Source organism: Deinococcus taeanensis (assembly GCF_020229735.1).
Taxonomy (GTDB): domain Bacteria; phylum Deinococcota; class Deinococci; order Deinococcales; family Deinococcaceae; genus Deinococcus; species Deinococcus taeanensis.
This window is the reverse complement of record NZ_CP083455.1, coordinates 1,980,633-2,004,007: the sequence shown is the minus strand read 5'-3', so window position 1 is coordinate 2,004,007 and position 23,375 is coordinate 1,980,633. Positions and strand designations below refer to the sequence as shown.

Annotated in this window: 23 protein-coding genes; 12 read left to right on the top strand and 11 right to left on the bottom strand. The window is 71.5% G+C overall.

Features of this window, described 5'->3' with window-relative positions; translation table 11 throughout:
* Positions 1-24: 24 nt before the first annotated feature.
* Positions 25-609, bottom strand: coding sequence for a tRNA (adenosine(37)-N6)-threonylcarbamoyltransferase complex dimerization subunit type 1 TsaB (tsaB, locus tag LAJ19_RS09635; protein ID WP_225475549.1), 585 nt, complete (start codon positions 607-609; stop codon positions 25-27).
* A gap of 110 nt (positions 610-719) precedes the next feature.
* Here tsaB and LAJ19_RS09630 point away from each other — a divergent pair, with 110 nt between their 5' ends.
* Positions 720-1,865 (top strand): citrate/2-methylcitrate synthase, encoded by a 1,146-nt coding sequence (locus LAJ19_RS09630; RefSeq protein WP_225475548.1) that lies wholly within the window; start codon positions 720-722, stop codon positions 1,863-1,865.
* 97 nt (positions 1,866-1,962) lie between these two features.
* On the opposite strand, the gene LAJ19_RS09625 is transcribed toward LAJ19_RS09630, so the two are convergent.
* From LAJ19_RS09625 to LAJ19_RS09605, 5 genes are all read right to left on the bottom strand, one after another.
* The gene (locus LAJ19_RS09625) at positions 1,963-2,355 is read right to left on the bottom strand and encodes a hypothetical protein (RefSeq protein ID WP_225475547.1); all 393 of its coding nucleotides are present in this window, start codon (positions 2,353-2,355) and stop codon (positions 1,963-1,965) included.
* 287 nt (positions 2,356-2,642) lie between these two features.
* On the bottom strand, positions 2,643-3,101 hold the full coding sequence (locus LAJ19_RS09620) for a hypothetical protein (RefSeq protein ID WP_225475546.1): 459 nt from the start codon (positions 3,099-3,101) through the stop codon (positions 2,643-2,645).
* Between the two features lie 51 nt (positions 3,102-3,152).
* Positions 3,153-4,151 (bottom strand): MBL fold metallo-hydrolase, encoded by a 999-nt coding sequence (locus tag LAJ19_RS09615; protein ID WP_225475545.1) that lies wholly within the window; start codon positions 4,149-4,151, stop codon positions 3,153-3,155.
* A gap of 96 nt (positions 4,152-4,247) precedes the next feature.
* Entirely contained in the window at positions 4,248-5,183 is a 936-nt protein-coding gene (locus LAJ19_RS09610; protein WP_225475544.1) for a PEGA domain-containing protein, read from the bottom strand.
* Positions 5,184-5,234: 51 nt separating this feature from the next.
* A complete protein-coding gene (locus LAJ19_RS09605) occupies positions 5,235-5,696 on the bottom strand; it encodes a peroxiredoxin (protein WP_225475543.1) in 462 nt (153 codons plus the stop codon).
* Between the two features lie 36 nt (positions 5,697-5,732).
* Between LAJ19_RS09605 and tilS the strand changes: the two genes are divergently transcribed.
* Positions 5,733-7,337 (top strand): tRNA lysidine(34) synthetase TilS, encoded by a 1,605-nt coding sequence (tilS, locus tag LAJ19_RS09600; RefSeq protein WP_225475542.1) that lies wholly within the window; start codon positions 5,733-5,735, stop codon positions 7,335-7,337.
* Positions 7,338-7,341: 4 nt separating this feature from the next.
* Here tilS and LAJ19_RS09595 read toward each other — a convergent pair whose 3' ends face one another.
* Positions 7,342-8,022: a glycine-rich domain-containing protein gene (locus LAJ19_RS09595; RefSeq protein ID WP_225475541.1), complete on the bottom strand. Its 681-nt coding sequence runs from the start codon at positions 8,020-8,022 to the stop codon at positions 7,342-7,344.
* Between the two features lie 193 nt (positions 8,023-8,215).
* The gene (locus LAJ19_RS09590) at positions 8,216-9,346 is read right to left on the bottom strand and encodes a GTP pyrophosphokinase (RefSeq protein WP_225475540.1); all 1,131 of its coding nucleotides are present in this window, start codon (positions 9,344-9,346) and stop codon (positions 8,216-8,218) included.
* A gap of 57 nt (positions 9,347-9,403) precedes the next feature.
* On the opposite strand from LAJ19_RS09590, the gene LAJ19_RS09585 reads away from it, so the two are divergent.
* Entirely contained in the window at positions 9,404-11,203 is a 1,800-nt protein-coding gene (locus tag LAJ19_RS09585; protein WP_225475539.1) for an N-acetylmuramoyl-L-alanine amidase family protein, read from the top strand.
* Here the strand turns inward: LAJ19_RS09585 and LAJ19_RS09580 are convergent.
* Entirely contained in the window at positions 11,190-11,543 is a 354-nt protein-coding gene (locus tag LAJ19_RS09580) for a hypothetical protein (protein WP_225475538.1), read from the bottom strand. The two genes, LAJ19_RS09585 and LAJ19_RS09580, sit on opposite strands and share 14 nt — an antisense overlap.
* Positions 11,544-11,732: 189 nt before the next feature.
* Here LAJ19_RS09580 and LAJ19_RS09575 point away from each other — a divergent pair, with 189 nt between their 5' ends.
* The 5 genes from LAJ19_RS09575 (at position 11,733) to LAJ19_RS09555 (ending at position 17,119) form a co-directional block, all read left to right on the top strand.
* Complete coding sequence (locus LAJ19_RS09575) at positions 11,733-12,422, top strand: SDR family oxidoreductase (RefSeq protein ID WP_225475537.1); 690 nt, start codon at positions 11,733-11,735, stop codon at positions 12,420-12,422.
* A 50-nt stretch (positions 12,423-12,472) separates the two neighbouring features.
* Positions 12,473-13,477, top strand: a complete 1,005-nt coding sequence (locus LAJ19_RS09570; protein ID WP_225475536.1) for an NAD(P)/FAD-dependent oxidoreductase — start codon at positions 12,473-12,475, stop codon at positions 13,475-13,477.
* 9 nt (positions 13,478-13,486) lie between these two features.
* Positions 13,487-14,122: an HAD family hydrolase gene (locus LAJ19_RS09565; RefSeq protein ID WP_225475535.1), complete on the top strand. Its 636-nt coding sequence runs from the start codon at positions 13,487-13,489 to the stop codon at positions 14,120-14,122.
* A 44-nt stretch (positions 14,123-14,166) separates the two neighbouring features.
* Positions 14,167-16,647: an ATP-dependent helicase HrpB gene (hrpB, locus tag LAJ19_RS09560; RefSeq protein ID WP_225523245.1), complete on the top strand. Its 2,481-nt coding sequence runs from the start codon at positions 14,167-14,169 to the stop codon at positions 16,645-16,647.
* A 70-nt stretch (positions 16,648-16,717) separates the two neighbouring features.
* Positions 16,718-17,119, top strand: coding sequence for a hypothetical protein (locus LAJ19_RS09555; RefSeq protein ID WP_225475534.1), 402 nt, complete (start codon positions 16,718-16,720; stop codon positions 17,117-17,119).
* 96 nt (positions 17,120-17,215) lie between these two features.
* On the opposite strand, the gene LAJ19_RS09550 is transcribed toward LAJ19_RS09555, so the two are convergent.
* The gene (locus LAJ19_RS09550) at positions 17,216-17,989 is read right to left on the bottom strand and encodes a methyltransferase domain-containing protein (protein ID WP_225475533.1); all 774 of its coding nucleotides are present in this window, start codon (positions 17,987-17,989) and stop codon (positions 17,216-17,218) included.
* Between the two features lie 240 nt (positions 17,990-18,229).
* Positions 18,230-18,838: a Rad52/Rad22 family DNA repair protein gene (locus LAJ19_RS09545; RefSeq protein ID WP_225475532.1), complete on the bottom strand. Its 609-nt coding sequence runs from the start codon at positions 18,836-18,838 to the stop codon at positions 18,230-18,232.
* 130 nt (positions 18,839-18,968) lie between these two features.
* Between LAJ19_RS09545 and hisB the strand changes: the two genes are divergently transcribed.
* The 4 genes from hisB (at position 18,969) to LAJ19_RS09525 (ending at position 23,350) form a co-directional block, all read left to right on the top strand.
* Entirely contained in the window at positions 18,969-19,556 is a 588-nt protein-coding gene (gene hisB, locus LAJ19_RS09540) for an imidazoleglycerol-phosphate dehydratase HisB (RefSeq protein ID WP_225475531.1), read from the top strand.
* Complete coding sequence (hisH, locus tag LAJ19_RS09535) at positions 19,553-20,185, top strand: imidazole glycerol phosphate synthase subunit HisH (RefSeq protein WP_225475530.1); 633 nt, start codon at positions 19,553-19,555, stop codon at positions 20,183-20,185. The genes hisB and hisH overlap by 4 nt, the downstream gene beginning before the upstream one ends.
* An 80-nt stretch (positions 20,186-20,265) precedes the next feature.
* Positions 20,266-21,306, top strand: coding sequence for a branched-chain amino acid aminotransferase (locus LAJ19_RS09530; RefSeq protein WP_225475529.1), 1,041 nt, complete (start codon positions 20,266-20,268; stop codon positions 21,304-21,306).
* A 172-nt stretch (positions 21,307-21,478) separates the two neighbouring features.
* Positions 21,479-23,350 carry a 1,4-alpha-glucan branching enzyme gene (locus LAJ19_RS09525; protein ID WP_225475528.1) on the top strand — a complete coding sequence of 624 codons (1,872 nt, stop codon included), beginning with the start codon at positions 21,479-21,481 and terminating at the stop codon, positions 23,348-23,350.
* Positions 23,351-23,375 lie beyond the last annotated feature (25 nt).

Below are 23,375 nucleotides of genomic sequence, written 5' to 3'. Positions count from 1 at the left end.
CCCGTTTCCTGGTCCTGACCATCACTACAGGTACGCCAGCGCCCACTCCCGCTGCCCATGCGCGAGCCCCGCCCGCAGCAGCGCCAGACCGTCCGGCGGGCCGTCCTGGTGGTGCGGGAGCCCGCCCAGCAGCCCGCTGAACTCCTCGAGCGGCAGGCGCGCCGGCGCGTGGGTGGTGGCGACCGCCACGCCGCCGCGCACCTCGAACACAGCCCCGTACACGTTCCCCTTGCGGGCGTCCAGCGACACGCCCTGCACGCCTTCGCCGCGCACCAGCGCCTCCAGCGTACTGACCCCCAGCACTGGAGCGCCCCACACCCGCCCCAGCCCCAGCGCGTAGCTCGCGCCCACCCGCACGCCGGTGTACGACCCGGGGCCAGTGCCGATCACGATCTGTCCGGCGCGCAGCGGCAGGCCAGCCTCTGCGAACAGCGCCTGTACCGCGCCCGGCAGCAGTTCGGCGTGCGCGCGGCCCACCTCGCGCGACACATGAAGCTCACCGCCCGGCCAGGCCAGCGCCAGCGTCAGCCACGGAGTGGCGGTGTCCAGCGCCAGCGTCACAGGCGGCCTTGGAGCGTCGGCAGGGGAGGCGGGCGGCAGGGCACTCATCGCCGGGCATTGTAGGGCCCGGTCCCATGCCCGCGGCCGCCTTTGTCACCTTGCCGGGAACGTGACGGGGCAGGGGGCGGAAAGCAGCCCGGTGATATGCTCGACCTATCATGACGAACACCGCCACGAACATCGCCAAGGGGCTCGAAGGCGTTCTCTTCACTGAGAGCAAACTCACGTTCATCAACGGGACGGAGGGCATTCTGACGCACCTGGGCATCCCGATTCAGGAGTGGGCGGAAAACAGCACCTTCGAGGAACTTTCCCTGGCGCTGCTGAACGGCAAGCTGCCCACCGCCGCTGAACTCGCCCAGTTCGACGCCGACCTGAAAGCCAACCGCGCCATCCCCGAAGCGCTCGTGCAGATCATTCAGGGCATGCCCAAAGGCGTGCACCCCATGCAGGCCCTGCGCACTGCCGTGTCCTACCTGGGTCTCCTGGACCCCCAGGCGGAAGACACCAGCGCCGAAGGCCGCCGGGCCATTGCCACCCGCATGATCGCCCAGTTCGCCACCATCATCGCCGCGATCAACCGCGCCCAGGACGGCCAGGAGGTCGTGGCCCCCCGCATGGACCTCACGCATGCCGGCAACTACCTGTACATGCTCAGCGGCAAGGAACCCACTGCCGAGCAGGCCCGTCTGTTCGACATCGCGCTGGTTCTTCACGTTGACCACGGCATGAACGCCAGCACCTTCACGGCCATCGCCACCGGCAGCACCCTCAGCGACATGTACTCCTGCATCACGAGTGCCATCGGCGCCCTCAAAGGGCCGCTGCACGGCGGCGCCAACGAAGCCGTGATGGACATGCTCGACGAGGTCGGCACCCCCGAGAAGGCCGAAGCCTACATCACGCAGAAACTCGACAGCAAAGAGAAGATCATGGGCGTCGGGCACCGCGTGTACAAGTACTTCGACCCCCGCAGCCGCGTTCTGCGTGACTACGCCGAGGTGGTGGCCAACAAGGAAGGCAAAAGCAACTACTACCAGATTCTGGAGACCATCGAGAAGGTCGTCGTGGACCGCATCGGCAGCAAGGGCATCTACCCGAACGTCGACTTCTACAGCGGCACCGTGTACAGCGACCTGGGCATCAAGAAGGAGTTCTTCACGCCCATCTTCGCCCTGGCCCGCATCAGCGGCTGGTGTGCCAGCCTGATCGAATACACCAGCAACAACCGCCTGCTGCGCCCCGACGCCGTGTACAGCGGCGCCACCGACGCGCACTACGTCCCGCTGCAGGACCGTCAGTAAAGCGCAGCCGCCGGCGTCAGGAGCGGAGGGTCCCAGGCTGTGACCCTCCGCTCCTGCTGGCCGGCGTCAACGCACGTCGTGCGGGTGCCCGGCACTTTCACGCGCAGATCGGTTCGACCACCCACACGCCGTAGTGATTCACGAAGTGCGCGCCCGCCTCCCGGAAGGCCTGCGCCACCTCCGGCAGCTGCCCCGGCTGATCGGCCACATTCACACTCAGCAGAATCTCGCCCCAGCTCAACGCCTGCACGTACCGCTGCACGTGCGCGCGCTCGTCGGTGGCCCCCTGCATGAGGCGCAGCATCCGCGCCCACACCCCGTGCCGGCCGCCGTCCACGTCCAGGCAGGTCACGCCGTCCTCACCCATCAGCATCTGCACCGACTGCCCGGCCAGCCCGAGGGTCAGCAGCCGGGCCGTGCAGGCCTGCACGCCCTCAAGATCCCGGAACAGGCCATACACCCGCCCCCGGCTGAGCATCGTGAAATGCATTGCGCCCGCCCGCGCCCCTGACCGGCCCTGAGCCGCCCCCCTGGTCATGATTGATCACCCCGTTACGCACCACACCCGGCCCAGGCCCCCGTTCCGGGGCCATGGGGGAGGAACGCGCGACCCAACGACCACCGCGCCACCGTCACTGTGAGACGTTCAGGGTACGCCCGCGGCGCCCGGCAGACTATGCCCGCGCACACAGCCGCCGGGTGGGCGGCCAGCCGCGCGGCCCACAGGAGAGCGGGCCGGGCTGCCCGTGGACAGACCCGGCCCGCTCTCCTGGCCGATCAGGCGCTCAGGCCCTTGCTGCCGTGCAGGGTGCGTTCCACGGACTCGGTGACCTCACCCTCAAAGCGGCGCAGATGCTCGCGCAGGCGGTCCAGTTCCGCCACGCCGAGATCCGGAAGCCACAGGACGCTGCGGCCCAGCACCGCGAACGTCAGCGGCGCGTCCTCATCCAGATCTTCCGGATCCACCGGGTCGAGGTTCAGCGCGCCGTAATCCAGCCCCTGATTCAGCAGGTTCATGCCCATCAGGATGTCCGGCAGGCTGTCCTCCTCCACGTACAGATCCAGGTCCAGATGCAGGCGCACAATCACGCCGCCCTGGGGGTCCGCCTCGGCGAACAGAGCCACGCGGGTCTCGCCGTCCTGCACCAGCGCCCCGTCCTCGACCGCCTCGACAGTCAGGCCGCTCTGTTGCAGCGCCGCCATGATGCGCTGCAGTTCCGACTGGGATGCTGTCATGCGCCGGAGTATAGAGTCCCGCCGCGCCCCGCACGGTCACGGCCCGCACGGTCAGGCGTGGTACAGCCACACCTCCCGCACCTCGTTCCACGTGCGGTACAGCTGCCCCAGCAGGCGCAGGTGCTCCACGTGCGCCAGCGTTTCAGCGAGCGCGAAGCGCCGCCCGCTGATGTTCAGGTCCCGCGGGAACATCGCCAGCGACAGGTCGTACGCGCTGCGGGGCTCCCGGGCCGCCTCGGCCTTCATGAAATCCAGCCGCTCGTGGTGATGGGCGCGCAGTTCACGGGCGCGCGCCTGCACGCCTTCCATCACCGGTCCGTGGTGTCCCACCACCGCCCGCGCCGGGTTCAGGGCCTCCAGTTTGCCCAGCGTCTGCAGGTAATCCCCCAGCGGATCGGGCCGGGTGTACGCGTACAGCCCCACGTTCGGGCTGATGCGCGGCAGGATCGCGTCGCCCGCGATCAGCAGGCTGTCCTGCTCGCTCCACAGTCCCAGGTGCCCGTCCGCATGGCCCGGCAGCCACAGCACCTCCCACTCCCGGCCGGCCAGCGGCACCATCTGCCCTTCGCGCAGCGGCTGCACCCGCGTGGCCGGATGCACCCGTTCACGGCCGCGGCGGTTGTCGGCGCCCATGCTGGCCAGGGACTCGGCCGGCAGACCATGGTCACGCATGTGCTTCAGGTGCCCGGGCAGCCACTCCTCCCACAGGTGCCAGTAGCGTTCCCCGCGGCCGATCTCGACGTCCAGCATCTGGACGGCGGCGCCGCTGCGTTCCTCCACCACGCCCGCCAGCCCGTAGTGATCGGGGTGATGGTGCGTGATGATCACCCGGTCCACGTCCGACCAGTGCACGCCCAGCGCCGCGAGTCCCTCCTCAATGGCGTGGCGTGCCTCAGGGGTGTCGAGGGCCGTGTCGATCATCGTGACCGGCCCGCGCCCGTCTGCGGGGACGTCCAGCAGTACGGTCACGTACTTCATGGGGTAGGGAATCGGGACCTGCAGGGCGTGCAGGGAGCCCAGCACGGGCGTGAGCAGCGGCGCGGACGTCATGCCGCGAGCGTAGCACCGCGCTCCGCGCAACCCGCCGGGGAACAAAGGAGAGCGCCCCCGCCAACAGGACAAGGGCGCAGCGGGGCAAGGTCAGGGTCAGGGAAGGGTGCAGCGGTACTCACCGTTCGTCACGGCACACACCACCGGCGTCACCCGGTCCGCCGTGACGCGCACCAGCAGGTTCTGCGACGCCAGGGCGCGGTTGCGCGGCACGACGTTCAGGGACAGCACCCCCGGCCGCAGCGGCAGGTCCAGGCCCACGCCCGGCTGCACAGTCCCAATCAGCTGCCGCTCCACGTACAGGTCCGCGAGAACGTCACTGCGCACCGAGAGCGTGCCCGTGATCAGGCGGAGCGAGGCGTTCACGCTGCTCACCTCATTGCCGGTGATGTTCACCCGCTGCGTGAACGTCCGGTACCCGCTGCGGGACACTTCCACCGTCACCTGCCCCTCCGGCAGGTCCTGAACCTGCAGTGGCGCTGTGCCCACCCGCTCGCCATTGATCCGCACCTCGGCCCCCGCAAGGTTCGCCGTGACATTCAGCGTCCCGAAGCGCTCCACGCGGTACACCGTTGTGGCCACCGTATAGGCGCCCGCAGGCAGGGTCCGTGCGGCCGCCTCCACAGCCCTCGACACCTCCGCCACGGAGGTCGCGCCGCGCGCGCCGTCCAGCGCCATGGGTTGAAGGCTGGCCACGGTGAACACCTGCGTATACCCGCTCGTGGCAGGCAGCGACGTGACCACGGTGACTCCCGCCTCCGTGCGCACGGCCGGCAGCACCACGGCGCCCCCACGTTCAGGCAGCACCACGGACGTCACGAACGCCGCGCGGTCCGTCACGACCCGCAGGGACCCCGGGCCCGGCTCACGGTACAGGCCGACCGCCCCCGTCACGGTCTGCACAGCCGGGGTTCCCGGCGCGGCCGTCACGCGCAGCTCCGCGCCCGCCTGCGCACGCAGGGGCGCCGGCACGCACCCGCTGATCAGTCCGGCCAGCACCAGCCCCATGACACCCAATCCAGCACGCTTCATAAGATCAGGGTAAGGCACACACGTGACCCGCGCCTGACGAACGCAGGGGGCTCAGGCCTGCCGGCGTTCCAGTTCGGCCAGCGCCCCGCTGACGTGACTCAACGGGTTCGCGCTGCGGTGCACCCACGCCACCCGCCCGTCCGGGTCCACCAGGACCGTGACGCGGCCCGCCATGCCCAGCAGCCCACCCAGCCCGCCCATCACGCCGTACGCCCGGCACAGACTGCGGTCCCCGTCCGGAATCAGGGGGTAACTCAGGCGGCAGCTGTCGCGGAAGGCCGCCTGCCGCGCCTCGGTGTCCGTGCTCACCCCGATCACCTGCGCGCCCAGCCGTTCGAATTCCGGCACAGCCGCCTCAAAGCGCTGCGCCTCGATCGAGCACCCGGCAGACCCGGCGCGCGGGTAGAAGTACAGCGCCACCCACTGGCCCCGCAGGGCCCGCAGACTCACGCTGCGGCCGTCATCGCTGCGGCGGGTGAAATCCGGGGCGGGCTGACCGGGCGTGACGCTCATGCGCCCGATTCTAAGGCCGGCCCGTACAATGCGCCCGTGCCCGTGTCCTTCGAATCACTGCTGGCGCCCCTGCGGCACCACGCCGGGCAACGCGTGGTGGTGGGTGTTTCTGGCGGCGCGGACAGCGTGGCCCTGCTGCGCGCCCTGCTGCTAGTGGGAGCCCTGCCGATCGCCGCTCACCTCGACCATGCGCTGCGCGGCGACTCGGCCCAGGACGCCGCGTGGGTCGAGGTCCTCGCCGCGGGGCTGGGTGTGCCGTTCACCGGCGCGCGCGTGAACGTCGGTGCGGTCGCCAGGCGCCGCGGCTGGAACGTGGAAGACGCCGCGCGGCGCATCCGGTACGACTTTCTGGGCCGCGCCGCCAGCACGCACGGCGCGCCGGTCATCCTGACCGCCCACACCCTGCGCGATCAGGCCGAAACCGTCCTGAACGCCCTGCTGCGCGGCGAGGCTGTTCTGCACGGTATTCCCGCCGAGCGCGGCCGGGTGCGCCGGCCCTGGCTGAATGTGCCGCGCGGCCACATCGAGGCGTTCCTGCGCGAGCTGAACCAGGACTGGCGGGACGACCCCACCAACGCCGACCCGACCTACACCCGTGCCTGGCTGCGCCGGGAGGTCATGCCGCTGCTGGAGGCCCGCCACCCCGCCCTGCAGGCCACCCTGGCCCGTGTGGCCCGCCACCAGGCGCAGGACGACGCCGCCCTGAGCGCCCAGGCCGCCGCCCTGACCCCGCACACGCCGCCCGGCAGCCAGCCGCCCGCCGTGCTGCGCCGCTGGCTGCGCGCCCGGCTGCGCGCCGCCGGCCTGGACGTGCACGCCGGGCACCTCGACACCCTCACCGCGGCCCTGACGTCCGGGCACACCACGCACCTTGACCTGCCCGGCGCGCACCCTGTGACGGTCACGGGCGGGCGCCTGCACCTCACGCCGCAGGCCTACCCCGAGCCGGACTTCACCCCACCACCCCACTGGAAGCGCCGCACCCGGCAGCCCGGCGACCGCGTGGCCCTGCCGGGCGGCACCCGCAAACTCAGCGACGTGCTCACCGACCGCCGCGTGCCCCGCGCCGACCGTGACCGCGTGCCCCTGCTCGTGAGCGACCACGGCGTGCAGTGGGTGGGGCTCACGCCGCCCGTCTGGGCCGCCGGGGCGCGCGAGGCGGCCGGCGCGGCCCCAGATCCGCTGCACGCCGCAATGGGGGAGGCGCTCACGCTGGCCCGCGACGCTGCCCAGGCCCTCGAGGTGCCGGTCGGTGCAGTGATCCTCGGCCCGGACGGCGCGGTGATCGGGCGGGGCCGCAACAGCAGCCGCGAGCATGGCGACATGACCCGCCACGCCGAGCTGGCCGCGCTGCGCGACGCTGCCCGGACCCTGGGCAGCGCGTACCTGAGCGGTTGCACGCTGGTCGTGACGCTCGAACCCTGCCCCATGTGCCTGGGCGCCGCGCTGGAGGCCCGGGTGGCGCACGTGGTGTACGGCGCCCCGAACCCCCGCGCAGGCGCGCTGGGCGGCGTGACCGACCTGCTCGCCGCCCACTGGGGTCACGCACCCACCGTGACGGGCGGTGTCCGTGAAGGTGAGGCGGCCCGGCTGCTGCGGAACGTCTTCGGGCAGGTACGGGCCGCGAAACGCGGAACGTAGGCGGTCAGCTGCCGCAGCTGCTCCCGCAGCCTGCGCCGCCGCTGTCCCCGCCGCCAGAGTCGCCCGGGCCGCAATCACTGTGCGTTCTGTGCGCGCCGGTGAAATCAGCCCCATCAGAGCCTGATCCGGCGAGCGCCGCCCGCCCGCGGTGGCCAGCGCTGGCCGCCGGCAGCCGGGTGCACAGCAGCACCAGCAGGAACGCTCCAGCGGCCAGCCACAGCACCAGCGGACTCCACGCGAACGTGAGACCCGTGACGAACGCGGCCCCCAGCGCCACGTTCAGCCCGGTGCGGCGCGTGCTGCCCAGCACCCGCGCGGCCGGCCGTGATCGCCGCGGATCAGGCCACAGGTCGGCGGGCGGCGCCTCCCCGAACATGCGGGCGTAGGCGTCCAGTGTCGCCTCGTACTGCGTGCGGAGCGCCGGACAGCGGTCGCCGGCGGGGTCATGATGCAGCGCCCCCGGCAGCAGCGGCGTCAGGCGCTCCCAGTCATCGCGCGTGAAGGTCAGGTGCAGGTGCCACACCTCGTCCACTGCGCGGGGCGGGGTCACGGGGTGACCGGACACGGCGGCCAGCAGCACGAACCGCAGGTACTCGTGAGCGGCGCGCGCCGCGAAGGCCGGGGTCCAGCCCTGCTCACGGGTCAGGCGGGTCAGCAGGGCCGGCGGCAGCGGGTGGGCCAGCACGCCGGGCAGAGGAACCGGGCCTGGTGTGCAAGGGACCCTGCCCGGCGCGGCGCAGCTGACCGGCACTTGACGATCGGTGGGTGAGTGACTCATCGCCAGCTCCCTTGACGGGACGCCCTCCGGGCCGGCCAGGACGGCCTCCACCTGGATGCTCCCGTCACGCTCAGCGTGCGGCGCGCAGGTCAGGGCCGGGTCAGGCGGGCCCGTCCACGGGCGGCGCGGGCCGGGTGGTGCCCGCCTGCGCCCGCTCGGCCTGCAGCTGCGCGTACACCTCACGCACCGTGGACACGAGCTGCGTGCCGCTCAGCACGCCCCGCATGTCCAGCATGCTCACGATCTCGTGCGGGTCCAGGCTGGGATTCGAGCAGGCGCGCAGCAGACCGTAATGCACCACGCTCGTCCCGGGCCGCGCTCCACCGGCGGGTGTCCACGCTTCCCGCAGCCGCGGCATGAGCAGCGCCGCAAAGCGCACCACGGCCTCGTGATGCCGCACTAGTTCCTTCTGCAGCGTCCCCACCGAGTGCACGCCCACGTAATGCAGCAGGCTCGCCAGCCGCTGCGGCCGCTCGGGGTCCGGCCAGCCGGTCAGCAGCAGCACGTTCAGCGCCGCGGCCACCTCCGCGTCCAGGTCCCGCACCGGCGGAACGCCCAGCAGGTGCTTCATGCTCTGCGCGTCGATAAACACCCCTTCCGGCGCCTCCTGCACGCGCGCCGGGAGGGTCGCGGCGTAATCCTGCGACAGGCGGTGCAGGGCCATGAACTCCTCGTCCGCCATTTCCAGCAGCCCGGCCAGGCGGTAGAAGCGGCGCTGCACCTCCCGCGGAATCGCCTCGCGGTTCTTGTAGCCCAGGTCGTGCTCGATTTCCGCCCAGGCGTGCTGCAGGATCGAGCGGATCTGCACCTCGAACTTCTGCCCCGCGAACGCCGACAGGTCCGGCGTGTCCGGCGTGACCTGCACCACGTAATGCACGCCCATGTACCCGAACCGGTCCGGGTCGTGCATCTTGCTTTTGTCAATGGAGTTCGTCCAGTCGAGCGTGTGATGCTCCTCGATCAGGCGCGACACGGCGCTCACGTCCGACTCGAAGTACGTGATGACGCGCACCGCCACGAGGTCCGTCACGTCCGCGATGGCCGCGTACCGGCCCGGCTTGCGGCGCAGCTTGTCCTCCAGGCTGGTGCGTTTCTTCACCCGGCCCGTGACGTGATGGATATTCAGTCCGGCCTCCCCGATCAGGCGCAACGTGTGCGCCACCGCCGCGTCCCGGAGTGCCTCGAAGCCCGGCAACCCCTCCTCGTACGCCTGCACAAGCCGGTCGTTCATGAGAGACCCAGCATACGCCCTCCCCTGCGGGCCCGCGCGCGTGTGCTATCCCGGAGCATGCGCCACACCGCTTCCCGAGCCGCCCTGCTGCGGTGGCTGACCCTGGGCGCCGCTCTGAGCCTCAGCGCCGCCCGCGCCGCCCCGGACGTGTTCGTCGCCTACCCGCCACCCGATTACCGCGTGGCGTTTGACCACGTGATCCTGGAAGGCAGCGTGCCCCCCGGCGCGACCCTCACGGTGAGCGGCGTGCCCGTCCCCACCGGGCCGGACGGCCTGTTCATGAGCTGGTGGCCCCTGAAGGAAGGCACGAACGACCTGCGGCTCGTGGCCCGCCTGGGCACGCAGGCCGGCACCCGGACCCTGCGCGTGACCCGCACCGTGACCCGCCCCCTGCCCGCCACCCCCACCGCCATCAGCCGCAGCAGCGTGCAGCCCACGCAGCCGCTGGAATTCTGGGACCCTGCCGGAGACACCCTGCCTGAACGGCAGGTGCCCGTGCGCTTCCAGGGCGCGCCGGGCGGCCGCGCCTACTACCGCGTCGCCGACGGCCCCGCACTCCCCATGACCGAAGGTCCCGCCGGCACCTACGCCGCCACGTACGCCGTGCCGCCCACCGGGCGCCTGGCCGGCGCCACCCTGACCGTCAGCCTCACCGGCCGGGACGGCCGCACCGTCACCGTCCCCGCCCAGGGCACCCTGTCGATCGCGCCCGGCACGGCCCGCACCGTCACCCAGGCCCCCGCGAGCGTTCCGGGGCTGGGCCTGAACGCCTCCGGCACCCGCCTGACCACCCTGACCGGCGAGCCCCTGCTATACCCGCGTGACGGCATGACGTTCCGCGCCGTGGGCCGCGCCGGCAACGACCTGCGCGTGCGCCTCGCGCCCGGCGTGAGCGCCCTGATCACGGCCGCGCAGACCACCCCGCTGGGCTTCGCCGCACCCTCACCCCTGACTGGCGGGTCCCTGCAGGTGACCGGCGACCCCACCACACTGAATGTCCGCGTGCCCCTGGGAGCGGCCCGCCCGCCCTTCACGCTCACGCAGCCCGACGCCCGCACCCTGAGCCTCACCCTGTACGGCCCCCTGAGTGCTCCCCTGACTTCCCCGGACGGCACGGACCTCCTGCTGGAGCGCCTGGACCTCCGCCCGGCCGGCCCGAACGTCACGCAGATCGACCTGCGCCTCAGCGCGCCCGCCTGGGGCTACGCGGCGGCCTTCGATGGCCCTGACCTGCTCATCACGGCCCGCCGGCCCCCCACCCTGAACCCGCTGCGTCCCCTGGAAGGCCGCGTGATCACCCTCGACCCCGGGCACGGCGGCACGCAGAACGGCGGGGCCGGCAGCCTCGGCACCCCCGAGAAGAACCTCATGCTGCCCGTCGCGCAGCGCGCCGCGGACCTCCTGCGCGCCCAGGGCGCCACCGTGAACCTCACCCGCACGGCGGACGTCACCCTGGGCCTGTACGACCGCGGCCTGAGCGCCGAGCAGAGCGGCAGCGACCTGCTGATCAGCATTCACGCCAACGCGCTGCCCGACGGCCGCGACCCGCGCGGCGTGCGCGGCCCGGAAGTGTACTTCACCCACCCGCAGGCGCAGGCGGCCGCGGCGTACATCCTGGCCGCGCTGCGCGCCGCACTGCCGGAGCTGGGTCCCGGTGCCGGCCTGAAACCCGGCGCGGACCTCGCCCTGACCCGGCCCACCACGCAGCCCAGTCTCTTGATCGAAACCGCGTACCTCACCGACCCCGGCAACCTGCGCCTGCTGCAGAGTCCCGCCGGACAGGCCCGGCTGGCGCAGGCCATCGCGCAGGGCGTCAGCACCCACTACGCCGAGCAGGCCCGGATCAGCGGTCCCTGATCCTGGACGCCGGGGGGTGCCGGCGGCCGCTGAACACGCCGGTCAGAAGCAGCAGCCAGCCGATCACCTCCAGCAGGGTGCGTCCCGCCGCGACCGCCGTGAGCACCGGACTGAGGGTCGTTGCCGTGACCTTCTGTTCCGCGGCCCACACGGGCAGCCAGCCGAGCAGAATCCCGCCGGTCAGGCGGGTGATTCCCAGCAGGACCAGTGCCGCCACCACCCAGCGCAGCGCAGGCGTGTGCCGCACGCGCAGGGCGGCCAGCACGGTGCCCACCACCCACACGATCAGAAGAGGCAAATCGGAAACGAGCGGCCACAGGATCACGGTCGGAACGGCCATACGGGCGCCAGCATGGCAGACCTCACCGCCGCGGGTGCACTCACCTGCCGCACGCCGACCCCCGGCCGTGCGGGCCCGTCGCTGCGGTGCCTCGCTGCGGTGCCCGTTCACGCGCCACCCCCGGAGGCGCGCCTTTAACAGTGAATTCACACGCGCCGGCGCCCTGTGGCGCTGCGCTAAGGTCAGGGCATGACCCAGTCCCGACCCGTCACACTCATCACCGGCGCCGCCGGAGGAATCGGCGCGGCCCTCGCCCGGCAGCTGGCCCCCACGCACGACCTGATCCTGTCCGGCCGCGGCACGCCGGCCCTGGCCGATCTGTGCGGGGCGCTCGCCGCCCGGCCGCTGCACCTGGACCTGACCCGCCCGGAGACGTTCGCGGGGGCGGTCGAGGGGTTTGGGCGCGTAACGAACGTGGTGCACAACGCCGGTGTCGTGGATCTCGGCGCGGTGGCCGAGCAGCCGCACGGCGTCTGGACGCACACCCTGGCCGTGAACACGGTCGCGCCCGCCGAACTGACGCGCCTGCTTCTGGGCCGGGTGCGGGCCGAGCGCGGCACCGTGGTGTTCGTGAACAGTGGCGCGGGCCTGCGCGCCAACGCCGGCTGGGGCAGCTACGCGGCGAGCAAGTTTGCCCTGAAGGCCCTCGCCGACGCCCTGCGCGACGAGGAGGCGCCGCGCGGCGTGCGCGTCACCAGCGTGTACCCCGGCCGCACCGCCACGCCCATGCAGGCGAAGGTACGGCAGCAGGAAGGCGGCGAGTACAGCCCGGAGGCGTTTATTGACCCGGAGACAGTGGCGGCCACGATCGCCTTCGCGCTAGGTGCCCCGCGGGACGCGACGCTGACGGACCTGAGTGTCCGCCCCGCCCCCCGGTGAGCGGCCGCCTGCCCCCCGGCCTCCTGCCGGGCGGGACGCCGCCTGCGGAGGTGCCGCCCCCACGCGCCGGGCAGGTCGTGGACGGCCTGTTCGACGTGATTGTGGTTGGGGCCGGCCCGGCTGGCCTCAGTGCCGCGCTCACGCTTGGCCGCTCGCGGCGCCACGTGCTGCTGCTTGACGGCGGTCCGCCCCGCAACACCAGCGTCAGTGCCGGACACGGCCTGCTGACCCGGGACGGCATCAGCCCGCACGACCTGAAGAAGCAGGGGCTGGCCGACCTTGAGCCCTACGACGTGACGGTCCTGACCGAAACGGCCCGTGAGGTGCGCGGCGCGCCGGGCCTGTTCAGCGTCCGTGCCGGGAACGGGTGGTTTCATGCGCGCGTCCTGCTGTTTGCCACCGGTGTACGCGACATCCTGCCGGCCGTGCCTGGGCTCAGGGAACGCTGGGGGCAGGGCGTGTACCACTGTCCTTACTGCGACGGGTGGGAGCACGGGGGCCGGGCGCTGGCGGTGTACGGGCACGGCCAGTCGGGTCACCACCTGGCCCTGACGGTCCGCGCGTGGTCCGACCGGGTGACCCTCCTCACCAACGGCGAGACCTGTCTCACCCCGGCGCAGGCGCAGGACCTGGAACGCGTGGGGGTCCGCGTGCAGGACGCGCCCATCCGGCACCTGAGCGGCGGTCCGCTGAGCGGCCAGGCGGTGTGCGTCACCTTCCGCCGCCGCCCCCCCCTGCAGGTGGACGCCATTTTTCTGGCGCCGGAGCAGGAGGGCGGCAGTCACCTGCCCGCCTCGCTGGGCTGCGCGCTCAACGAGAAGGGCCGCGTGCTGGTGAACGAGCAGCAGGAGACCAGCGTGCCTGGCGTGTACGCCACCGGGGACATGACGGGCGCTCCGCAGTACGTGGTGCAGGCCGCGGCCGCCGGGATGCACGCGGCGCAGGTGATCAACACCCGCCTGATTCACGAGGCGGTGCACTCGCTGGGCGCGGCGTTCCACAAGAGCGCGGTGGACCCGGCCGTGGCGCGCGACCCGGACCCGCAGTCCGAGTAGACTCGGCGCGTGAGTCCTGCCGCCATTCTGTTTGACCTGGACGGCACGCTGCACGACCGCGCCGCCACGGTGCGGGCGTGGCTGCGTGAGCACGTCCGGCACTTTGGCCTGCCGGACGGGTATGCGGAGCGCTTCCTGGCCCTGGAGGATCACGGCTACCGCCCGAAAGCGGACGTGATTCCCCAGCTCGTCCGGGAGTTCGGGTTAAAGCACGACCCGCAGGTGCTGCTGGACACGTACGCCGGGCATGTGGAGCACGCCGCGCCCATGCCGCACGCACTGCAGGTGCTGCGCGTCCTGCGTGAGCGTGGCGTGCGGACCGGCGTCGTCACGAACGGCTGGGAGAACCTGCAGCGCGCCAGCCTGCGCCGCTGCGGCCTGGAGGCCCTGACGGACGACGTGGTGATCAGCAGGGCCGTGGGGCTCAGTAAACCCGATCCACGCCTCTACACCCTGGCGCTGGACCGGCTGGGCGTGCCGGCCCGCCGGGCGTGGTTCGTGGGCGACTCCCCCCGGAACGACGTGTGGGGACCGCAGCAGGTGGGCCTGCGCGCCGCGTGGCTGCCGACCACGCACGCGCTGACCACCGAAACACCCGACGTGACGTTACGGGACCTGCGCGACGTCCTCACCCTGCCCGGGTGACCGGACCCGGCCCGGGAGCGCAGCCGCTCCGCTACCATCCGGGCGTGAAGGACACGGGTCTGCCCATTCAAGACGTGATTCCGGCGGTCAGAGAGGCGCTGTCCACCCAGCCGCTGGTGGTCGTTCAGGCCCCACCCGGCGCGGGCAAAAGCACCGCGCTGCCCCTGGCCCTCCTGGAGGAACCGTGGCTGGCGGGGCGGCGGATCATCATGCTGCAGCCGCGCCGGGTGGCCGCGCGCGCCGTGGCCGCCCGGCTGGCCGAAACGCTGGGCGAGGAGGTGGGCGGCACGGTCGGGTACCGCGTGCGTTTCGACGCGCGTGTGTCCGGCGCCACGCGCCTGGAAGTCGTGACCGAAGGCATTCTGACCCGGCGGCTGCAGCGCGACCCGGACCTCGCCGGGGTGGGCCTTGTGATCCTGGATGAATTTCACGAGCGCAGCCTGAACGCCGACCTGGCGCTGGCCCTGCTGCGCGAGGTGCAGGGGGCGCTGCGTGACGATCTGCGCGTTCTGGTCATGAGTGCCACCCTGGACCCCGCGCTGCCCGGACGGCTCGGCGCGCCCCTGGTGGAAAGCGCCGGGCGGGCCCACCCGGTGGAGGTCCGGTACCTGCCGGCCGACCCGGTGGGCCGCGTGGAGGACCTGGTGGCGCGGCAGGTGCGGGCGGCGCTGGCCGGCGATGAAGGCGACGTGCTGGCGTTCCTGCCAGGGGTGCGCGAGATCCGCGCGGCGCAGGGTCTGCTGGCAGGCGTGGACGCCGCGGTGCTGCCGCTGTACGGGGACCTGCCGGTGCGCGAGCAGGGGCGGGCGCTGCGCCCGGACCCGCAGGGGCGGCGCAAGGTGGTGCTGGCGACCAGCATCGCGGAGACATCCCTGACCATTGACGGCGTGCGGGTCGTGGTGGACGGCGGTCTGAGCCGCGCGCAGCAGTTCGACCCGGCCACGGGCCTCTCGCGGATGGTGACGGGCCGCGTGACGAAAGACGCCGCCACGCAACGCGCCGGGCGTGCCGGGCGCACCGCGCCCGGCGTGGCGTACCGGCTGTGGAGTGAGCGCACGCAGGCGCTGCTGCCTGCCGCGCGCCCCCCGGAGGTGCTGGAAGCGGACCTGGCGCCCCTGACCCTGGAACTCGCGCAGTGGGGCGTGCCGGACCCCGCCGGGCTGTGGTGGCTGGACCTGCCGCCAGCCCGGCGCGTGGAGGCCGCCCGGGAGGTGCTGCGCGGACTGGGCGCCCTGGACCCCTCAGGGCGCGTGACGCCGGAGGGCGCCCGGCTGCTGGACTTCCCGACGCACCCGCGCGTGGCCCACCTGCTGACCGCCGGGGCGGACGCGGCCCTCGCGTCGGACGTGGCGGCGCTGCTGGAGGAACGCGACCCGCTGCCCGCCGGGTCCGGCGCGGACCTGACGGACCGCGTCGCGGTGCTGCGCGCGTGGCGGCGCGGTGAGCACAGCAGAGGAGACGTGGGGGTGCTTGACCGTGTGGAGCGCCTCGCGCGGCAGTGGCGGACCCTGCTGAAGGTCCGTCCGGATGACAGCCCCCCCGACGGCCTGGCGGTGGGCGCCCTGGTGGCCCGCGCGTACCCGGAACGTGCGGCGCTGGCCCGGGAGGTCGCCACCGGCCTGGGCCGCGGCCGCTTCCTGCTGGCCGGCGGGCAGGGCGCCGCGCTGCCTGAAGGGGACGCCCTGGTCGGCGCGCGGGCGCTGGCGGTGGCGCACCTGGACGCCGCGCAGGCCGAAGGGCGCATCTTCCTGGCTGCGCCGCTCGACCCGGCCGTGCTGGACGCCGGGGCCGCGTGGGCTGACGTGGTCCGCTGGGACGCCCGCACCGGCACGCTCATCGCGCAGCGTGAGCGGCGCTTCGGGGCGCTGGTGCTGGAGACGCGCCCGCTGCGGGACCTGCCGGCCGGGGCGCGCGTGAGCGCCCTGGCCGGCGCGCTGCGTGAGGAGGGCCTGCACCTTCTGACCTTCAGTCCCGAGGCGCAGGCGCTGCGCGACCGGGTGGAGTCGGTGCGGGCGTGGCGGCCGGACGAAGCGGACTGGCCGGACCTCAGTGACGCCGGGCTGCTCGGCACGCTGGAGGAGTGGCTGGGCCCGCACCTGGGCAGCGTGCGCTCCCGCGACGAACTGGGCCGCGTGAACCTGCTGCCGGCCCTGCAGGCGCGGCTGCCGTGGCCGCTGCCCGCGCGGCTGGACGAGCTGGCGCCCACGCACGTGACCGTGCCGACCGGCACTCGCGTGCGCCTCTCGTACCGCCCGGGCGAGGCGCCGGTGCTGGCGGTGAAGCTGCAGGAACTGTTCGGGCTGGCCGAAACGCCGGCGGTGAACGGGGGGCGCACTCCGGTGCTGCTGCACCTGCTTTCGCCGGCCGGACGACCGGTGCAGGTCACGCAGGATCTGCGGTCGTTCTGGAACTCCTCGTACTTCGAGGTGCGCCGGGATCTGCGTGGCCGCTACCCGAAACACCCGTGGCCCGACGATCCCTGGTCGCACGCCCCGATGAAGGGCACAAAGAAACGCGGGGAGTAGGGGCGGCCTCCCCGGCGGTGACCGGGCAGGTGAGGCAGCGGCAGAGTGGTGCGTCTGGAATGCTGCAGGTATGCTGCCGCGCCCGTCTGCCCCTGCGTCCCTGATCACCCTCTGTGCGCTGTCCGGGGTGGCGGGCGCGGCCGATTACTCGAAAACCGTGTGGGGCCTCGTCTCGGGCCAGGTGAAGGTGCCTGCGCAGATGGAGACGAACGTCATGGGGGAACTCGTGATGCGCCTGTGGGCCCGGCCGCCGGGCGTGCCCGCCGACGCGCTGATGTTCATCTACACGCCGAAGGTCAGCACGAACCACTGGGCGCTGATGCTGGTCAACCCGGACGGAAAGGCCGGTGAGTTCGTAGGCGCGCGCAACCTGGCGTTCCTGAAGGCGGCCCGGTCCAGGGACGGACAGAGCGCGAATCTGTACCAGCTGGCAGACGGCATGTTCAAGGGGTTGTACCTGATGGACACGTGAAGGACAGGCAGGGCCGCCCTGCGCACATCCTGATGCTGATGACCCCACAGATGGCCCAGCGGGACCTGGACCCGCAGGACTTCCTGAAGTGAGTGATTACCCGGGGCGGCGGGCCACGAACAGCGTGCGCGTGAAGGCGTAGTACAGCCGCTCACCGGGAAATGCCCCCTGAAGGCGCGTGCGGTACGCCTGCACGAAGCGCTCAGCGTCCGCTGCGTCCAGGCGCGACAGGTACGGCACGAGGGCAGTCCCCCTGGTCCATTCGATCAGGCCTTCGGCGCCGCGCAGCACCACCGGGTACACCTTGCTCAGCGCGGTGATGTCGGTGGCCCCCAGGGCGTCAAGGTGTTCAGCGTACGCCGCGGCACTCAGCACCGGGGACGCCCCGTGCGCCGTGCCGAAGCGGGCGTACCCGCCGAGTTCCGTCTCGAAGTCCAGGGCGGTGTCAGTGAGCAGCCGGTGGCTGGGGTGGTCGTGGTTGGCGGGCACCTGCACGGCCAGCACTCCACCGGGGTTCAGGTGGGCCCACAGGCGCCTCAGCAGGGCGGGGTGGTCCGGAACCCACTGCAGCGAGGCGTTCGCGTGAATCAGGTCGAAGCTGCCGTTCAGTTCGCTCAGGTCCCCGGGTGTGAAGTGCAGGTTGGGGGCGTGCAGGGTGCGGGCACGTTCCAGCATTTCGGGGCTGCGGTCCAGGCCGGTCACCTGGGCGTCCGGGTGGCGGCGGGCGAGGGTCAGGGTGTGCTCGCCGGTCCCGCAGCCCAGGTCGATGACGCGGCGGTAGGGCTGGTCGGGGATCAGGGCGTGCAGATCGTGGACGGGGGCGCTGCGGGCCTCACGGTAGAGGTGGTACTGGTCGGGGTTCCAGGTCATGGGCAAAGCGTAAGCCTGAAGGCTGGGTGAACTGTGCGTACCAGAGTGGTAACACATGGAGGCCCTGCACGAAAAACCTGAAGCCCCAGGGCTCACCGGGGCTCCAGGCCGTTCACGCGGACTGTTACAGCAGTCGTGCCAGGGTGCCGCCCAGGAGCATCAGCAACAGCAGGCCCAGGGTGACGCCCAGCAGCTGGCTGCTGCCAGGCGTGCGGTTCTCCGGGTCGCGGCCGCGCCAGATCACGCGGCGCGCCCGGCGTGTGGGGCGCCCGGCGTGGGGTGCAGACTGCCCAGCGCCGCTTTCAGGTGCTTGTACACCTCGCGCTGCAGGTCAAGGTCCTCGGGCAGCTCGTAGCGCAGCTGCTCCATGGCCTGCATCAGGTGCGCGCCGCCAGGGGTGCGCTCGTGGTCGGGGCGGGCCCAGTCGGGCAACTCGGGTGTCTGCACCGGCTGGCGCTTTGCGTCGTCCCAGTCGGCCCAGACTTTGGGCAGGTCGTACAGGTAGCGGCCGATGCCAAAGTGCACCGCGCAGCGTTTCAGGGCGTCGCTGGAAGCGGCTTTCAGCGTCCCGAGGTCCCCTTCGGGCGCCTCGCCGATGTCCTCACGGGTGACGCCCAGGACGGTCAGGCGGCCCTTGACGGTGGGCTGGCGGGTGCCGGGAATCACCTCAATCTCGAAGGTCCAGCCGTCGGGGCAGATGGCGTCCAGACGGTCCTGAACGGCGCGGGCGTCAATGTGGGCGAGCATCATGGCGCGTTTGCGGTCCTTGGTGATCACGCCGGGTTTCCACGCGACCATATGAGCGGGAAACGGGGCCTGGAGTCGTTTCTGAACATCGCTCAGTTTCATATATTTAGTTTATAACAGAACGGTATTACGGTCAAGACAGAATGACCCGCCGTCCGGACTACTGGGCACCCCCCCAACCCCACAGACAAGCGCACACTCCCCGCCGCGCCCGCCCACTACCATGCAGCACATGAGCCGCACGGCCACCGTCACCCGAACGACCAGCGAAACGGACATCACCGTTCAGCTCGACCTCGACACCACCACCTACGAGCCCCCCAGCACCGGCCACGGCTTCCTCGACCACATGCTCGACGCTCTGGCCCGCCACGCCCGCATCGGCCTGAACATCCGCGCGACCGGCGACCTGCACATCGAACCGCACCACCTCGTCGAGGACGTCGGCATCACCCTCGGTCAGGCCCTCACCCAGGCGCTCGGCGACCGCAAAGGCATTGAACGGTACGGCAGCGCCTTCGTTCCCATGGACGAAACGCTCGCGCACGTCGTGGTCGACCTCTCCGGCCGCGCCCACCTCGCCTTTGAACCCGAAACCCTGAACGTCTGGGGCGACGCGGGCGGCATGACCCACTACCACCTGCGTGAATTCCTGCGCGGCCTGAGCAACCACGCCGGCATCACCCTGCACGTGCGCCTGCTCGCCGGCCGCGAAGCCCACCACGTCATCGAGGCGATCATCAAGGCGCTGGCCCGCGCCCTGCACGACGCCGTGCAGGTCACCTCCCAGAGCATGCCCAGCACCAAGGGGAGCCTGTGACCGCGGCCCCCGCCGTGCTGCTGCTCGACTACGGCGCCGGGAACGTCCGCAGCGCTGTGCGGGCCCTGGAACGCGCCGGCATGCAGGTCCGCGTCAGCAATGACCCCGCCGACGTGCCCGGCTCACCCGCCATCGTCGTGCCCGGACAGGGCCATTTCCGCCAGGTGATGGACGCCTTCGATGAGAGCGGTTTCCGCCGCCCCGTCCTGGACGCCGCTCACGGCGGCACCCCCATCCTGGGCATCTGCGTGGGCATGCAGATGCTCCTCGACGGCAGCGAGGAGGCGCCCGGCGTCCCCGGCCTGGGCCTGATTCCCGGCGTGGTCCGCCGTTTCGAGAGTGTTCCGGAACGCAAGGTGCCGCAGATGGGCTGGAACAGCCTGGACAAGGTCGGTGACAGCCCCCTGCTGCGCGACCTCGCCTGCCCCGCCTACGCGTACTTTGTGCACTCCTACTACGTGCCCATCACGGTGGACGTCGACGCGGGCGCCCTCACCGAGTACGGCGTGCCCTTCTGGGCGGCATTCAGCCAGGGCAACCTGCACGCCACGCAGTTCCACCCGGAAAAAAGCGGCGCGGTGGGCCTCGCCATCCTGGAGCGCTTCCGCCGGCACGTTCTCAGCGGCTGAGCGACCGGCCGGGCGGCGCACCCGAGCCCCTGTCTGGGCCGATTGGACCCCCGCCGCCCCGCTGAGCGACAATAGGCGGCATGACCACGCAGACCGCCCGCCCCCCCGTGGACCTCGACTGGAGCACCCTGGGCTTCAGTTACCTCCGCACCGACGAACGCTACCTGTCGCACTGGCGCGACGGCGCCTGGGACAGCGGCACCCTCACCCTCGACAACGTCCTGCACATCAGCGAAGGCAGCACCGCGCTGCACTACGGCCAGCAGTGCTTCGAGGGCCTCAAGGCCTACCGCGCCGCGGACGGCAGCATCAACCTGTTCCGCCCGGACCAGAACGCCGCGCGCATGCAGGCCAGCTGCCGCCGCATCCTGATGCCCGAGGTGAGCACCGAGCAGTTCATCGACGCGTGCCGGCAGGTCGTGAAAGCCAACGAGCGCTGGTTGCCCCCCTACGGCAGCGGCGGCGCCCTGTACCTGCGGCCCTACGTGATCGGCGTAGGCGACAACATCGGCGTGCGCAGCGCCCCCGAGTTCCTGTTCGGCGTGTTCTGCATTCCGGTCGGCGCGTACTTCAAGGGCGGCCTGACCCCGCACAACTTCATCACCAGCCCCTACGACCGGGCGGCACCTTCCGGCACCGGCGCCGCCAAGGTCGGCGGGAACTACGCCGCGAGCCTGCTGCCCGGGCACGAGGCCAAGGAACGGCACTTCGCCGACGCGATCTACCTCGACCCGGCCACCCACACGAAAATCGAGGAGGTGGGTGCCGCCAACCTCTTCGCCATCACGAAAGACGGCCAGACCTTCGTGACCCCCCAGTCCCCCAGCATCCTGCCCAGCATCACCAAGTACAGCCTGCTGTGGCTCGCCCAGCACCGCCTGGGCCTGAACGTCGTCGAAGGTGACGTGTACATCAACCGGCTCGACGAGTACGCCGAAGCCGGCGCGTGCGGCACGGCCGCCGTCATCACGCCCATCGGCGGCATTCAGCACGGCGAGCACTTCCACGTCTTCCACAGTGAAACCGAGGCCGGCCCGGTCACCCGGCGCCTGTACGACGAACTGGTCGGAATTCAGTACGGTGACCGGCCCGCCCCCGAAGGCTGGATCGTCAAGGTCTGACCCTCACGTGCGAGGGGGCGGCCCGCCATAGGCGGCGCGCCTGCGTACCGTTCCTGAGTGCTTCCCGCGCGAGAGCGGCCGGCCAGGAGGCCTGGCCCGGCCGCCTGAGCGTTTCCTTCATGTTCAGCCGTGCTGTCAGCGGGTTCAGGAGCCCCCCGCTAGACTGATCTTCATGATTGAACCGCTTCCGCTTGACCATGGGCACCTGCAGAAGCTCGTCACGGCCGACCTGGTTCGCCCCGATCACCTGCTGGGCGCGCACCCCGTCACCGAGAACGGCGTGGAGGGCGTGCGGTTCGGCGTGTGGGCACCCAACGCGCACCACGTGAGCGTGGTGGGCGATTTCAATGGCTACAACGGGTTCGACAACCCCATGCAGCGCCTGGATTTCGGGTTCTGGGGCGTGTTCGTGCCGTCCGCCCGGCACGGGCAGCGCTACAAGTTCCGCGTGACCGCCGCCGACGGCCGGTCCGAAGACAAGATGGACCCCTACGGCACGTTCTTCGAGGTGCGGCCCGCCACGGCCAGCATCGTCTGGAACCAGCCGTTCCAGTGGACGGACGACGCGTGGCTCCAGGCCCGCACGCCCGGCCTGGATCGTCCCGTCAGCATCTACGAGGTGCACCTGCCCTCCTGGGCCCGCCGGGACGACGGCTGGTTCCTGAACTACCGCGACCTCGCGCACCGCCTCGGCGAATACCTGCAGTACATGGGGTACACGCACGTGGAACTCATGGGCGTCATGGAGCACCCCTTCGACGGGTCGTGGGGTTACCAGGTGACCGGCTACTACGCCCCCACGAGCCGCATGGGCAGCCCCGAGGACTTCAAGTACCTCGTGAACCACCTGCACGCCCTGGGCATCGGCGTGATCCTCGACTGGGTGCCCGGGCACTTCCCGACCGACAGTGCCGGTCTGGCGCACTTTGACGGCACCCCCCTGTTCGAGTACGCCGACCCCCGCAGGGGCTTCCACCAGGACTGGAACACCTACATCTTCGATTACGGCCGCAACGAGGTCGTCATGTTCCTGATCGGCTCGGCCCTGAAGTGGCTGCAGGACTACCATGTGGACGGCCTGCGCGTGGACGCCGTGGCGAGCATGCTGTACCTCGACTTCTCCCGCACCGAGTGGGTGCCGAACATCCACGGTGGCCGCGAGAACCTTGAAGCCATCGCGTTCCTCAAGCGCCTGAACGAGGTCGTGCACCACATGGCGCCCGGGTGCATGATCATCGCGGAGGAAAGCACCTCCTTCGCGGGTGTCACCACCCCCAGTCCCTTCGGGCTCGGCTTTGACTACAAATGGGCGATGGGCTGGATGAACGACACGCTGCGGTACTTCGAGGAGGACCCGCTGTGGCGCAAGTACCACCACCACGCACTGACGTTCTTCAACGCGTACCGCACCAGCGAGAATTACATCCTGGCCATCAGTCACGACGAGGTCGTGCACCTGAAAAAGAGCATGGTCATGAAGATGCCCGGCGACTGGTACGCGCAGCGCGCCGGCTACCGCGCCTTCCTGGCCCTGATGTGGACCACGCCCGGCAAGAAACTGCTGTTCATGGGGCAGGAGTTCGCGCAGCCCACCGAATGGGACCACGACGCGGGCCTTCCGTGGCACCTCGCCGACCACCCGGACCACCGGGGCGTCATGAACCTCCTGCGGCGCCTGAACGGCCTGTACCGCACCCGTCCCGACTGGCACGTGGCCGACACGAAGGACGAAGGCCTGCAGTGGCTCAGCGCCGACGACGTCGACAACAGCGTGTACGCGTTCCTGCGCCGCGACCCCCAGGGCGGCGCGTGGAGCGTGGTGGTCGCCAACCTCACCCCTGTGTACCGCGACCTGTACCCGGTCGGTGTGCCGCAGGGCGGGGCGTACCGCGTGCTGCTCTGCACGGACGACGGGGAGTACGGCGGGTTCGGCACGCAGCAGCCCGACCTGAACGCCCGGGATGAAGGGTGGCACGGGCAGACGCACCACCTGCGCCTGAACCTCGCGCCGAACAGCGTGCTGGTGCTCACGCCCGCCGAGTAGCACGCGGACGCCCCGGCACGCGGGC

Bases quoted from the DNA above. Each gene is read 5' to 3' on its own strand.
- tsaB (WP_225475549.1), bottom strand. From the start codon at position 609: ATGAGTGCCCTGCCGCCCGCCTCCCCTGCCGACGCTCCAAGGCCGCCT.
- LAJ19_RS09630 (WP_225475548.1), top strand. From the start codon at position 720: ATGACGAACACCGCCACGAACATCGCCAAGGGGCTCGAAGGCGTTCTC.
- LAJ19_RS09625 (WP_225475547.1), bottom strand. From the start codon at position 2,355: ATGCATTTCACGATGCTCAGCCGGGGGCGGGTGTATGGCCTGTTCCGG.
- LAJ19_RS09620 (WP_225475546.1), bottom strand. From the start codon at position 3,101: ATGACAGCATCCCAGTCGGAACTGCAGCGCATCATGGCGGCGCTGCAA.
- LAJ19_RS09615 (WP_225475545.1), bottom strand. From the start codon at position 4,151: ATGACGTCCGCGCCGCTGCTCACGCCCGTGCTGGGCTCCCTGCACGCC.
- LAJ19_RS09610 (WP_225475544.1), bottom strand. From the start codon at position 5,183: ATGAAGCGTGCTGGATTGGGTGTCATGGGGCTGGTGCTGGCCGGACTG.
- LAJ19_RS09605 (WP_225475543.1), bottom strand. From the start codon at position 5,696: ATGAGCGTCACGCCCGGTCAGCCCGCCCCGGATTTCACCCGCCGCAGC.
- LAJ19_RS09590 (WP_225475540.1), bottom strand. From the start codon at position 9,346: ATGAACGACCGGCTTGTGCAGGCGTACGAGGAGGGGTTGCCGGGCTTC.
- LAJ19_RS09585 (WP_225475539.1), top strand. From the start codon at position 9,404: ATGCGCCACACCGCTTCCCGAGCCGCCCTGCTGCGGTGGCTGACCCTG.
- LAJ19_RS09580 (WP_225475538.1), bottom strand. From the start codon at position 11,543: ATGGCCGTTCCGACCGTGATCCTGTGGCCGCTCGTTTCCGATTTGCCT.
- LAJ19_RS09575 (WP_225475537.1), top strand. From the start codon at position 11,733: ATGACCCAGTCCCGACCCGTCACACTCATCACCGGCGCCGCCGGAGGA.
- LAJ19_RS09555 (WP_225475534.1), top strand. From the start codon at position 16,718: ATGCTGCCGCGCCCGTCTGCCCCTGCGTCCCTGATCACCCTCTGTGCG.
- LAJ19_RS09550 (WP_225475533.1), bottom strand. From the start codon at position 17,989: ATGACCTGGAACCCCGACCAGTACCACCTCTACCGTGAGGCCCGCAGC.
- LAJ19_RS09545 (WP_225475532.1), bottom strand. From the start codon at position 18,838: ATGAAACTGAGCGATGTTCAGAAACGACTCCAGGCCCCGTTTCCCGCT.
- hisB (WP_225475531.1), top strand. From the start codon at position 18,969: ATGAGCCGCACGGCCACCGTCACCCGAACGACCAGCGAAACGGACATC.
- LAJ19_RS09530 (WP_225475529.1), top strand. From the start codon at position 20,266: ATGACCACGCAGACCGCCCGCCCCCCCGTGGACCTCGACTGGAGCACC.
- LAJ19_RS09525 (WP_225475528.1), top strand. From the start codon at position 21,479: ATGATTGAACCGCTTCCGCTTGACCATGGGCACCTGCAGAAGCTCGTC.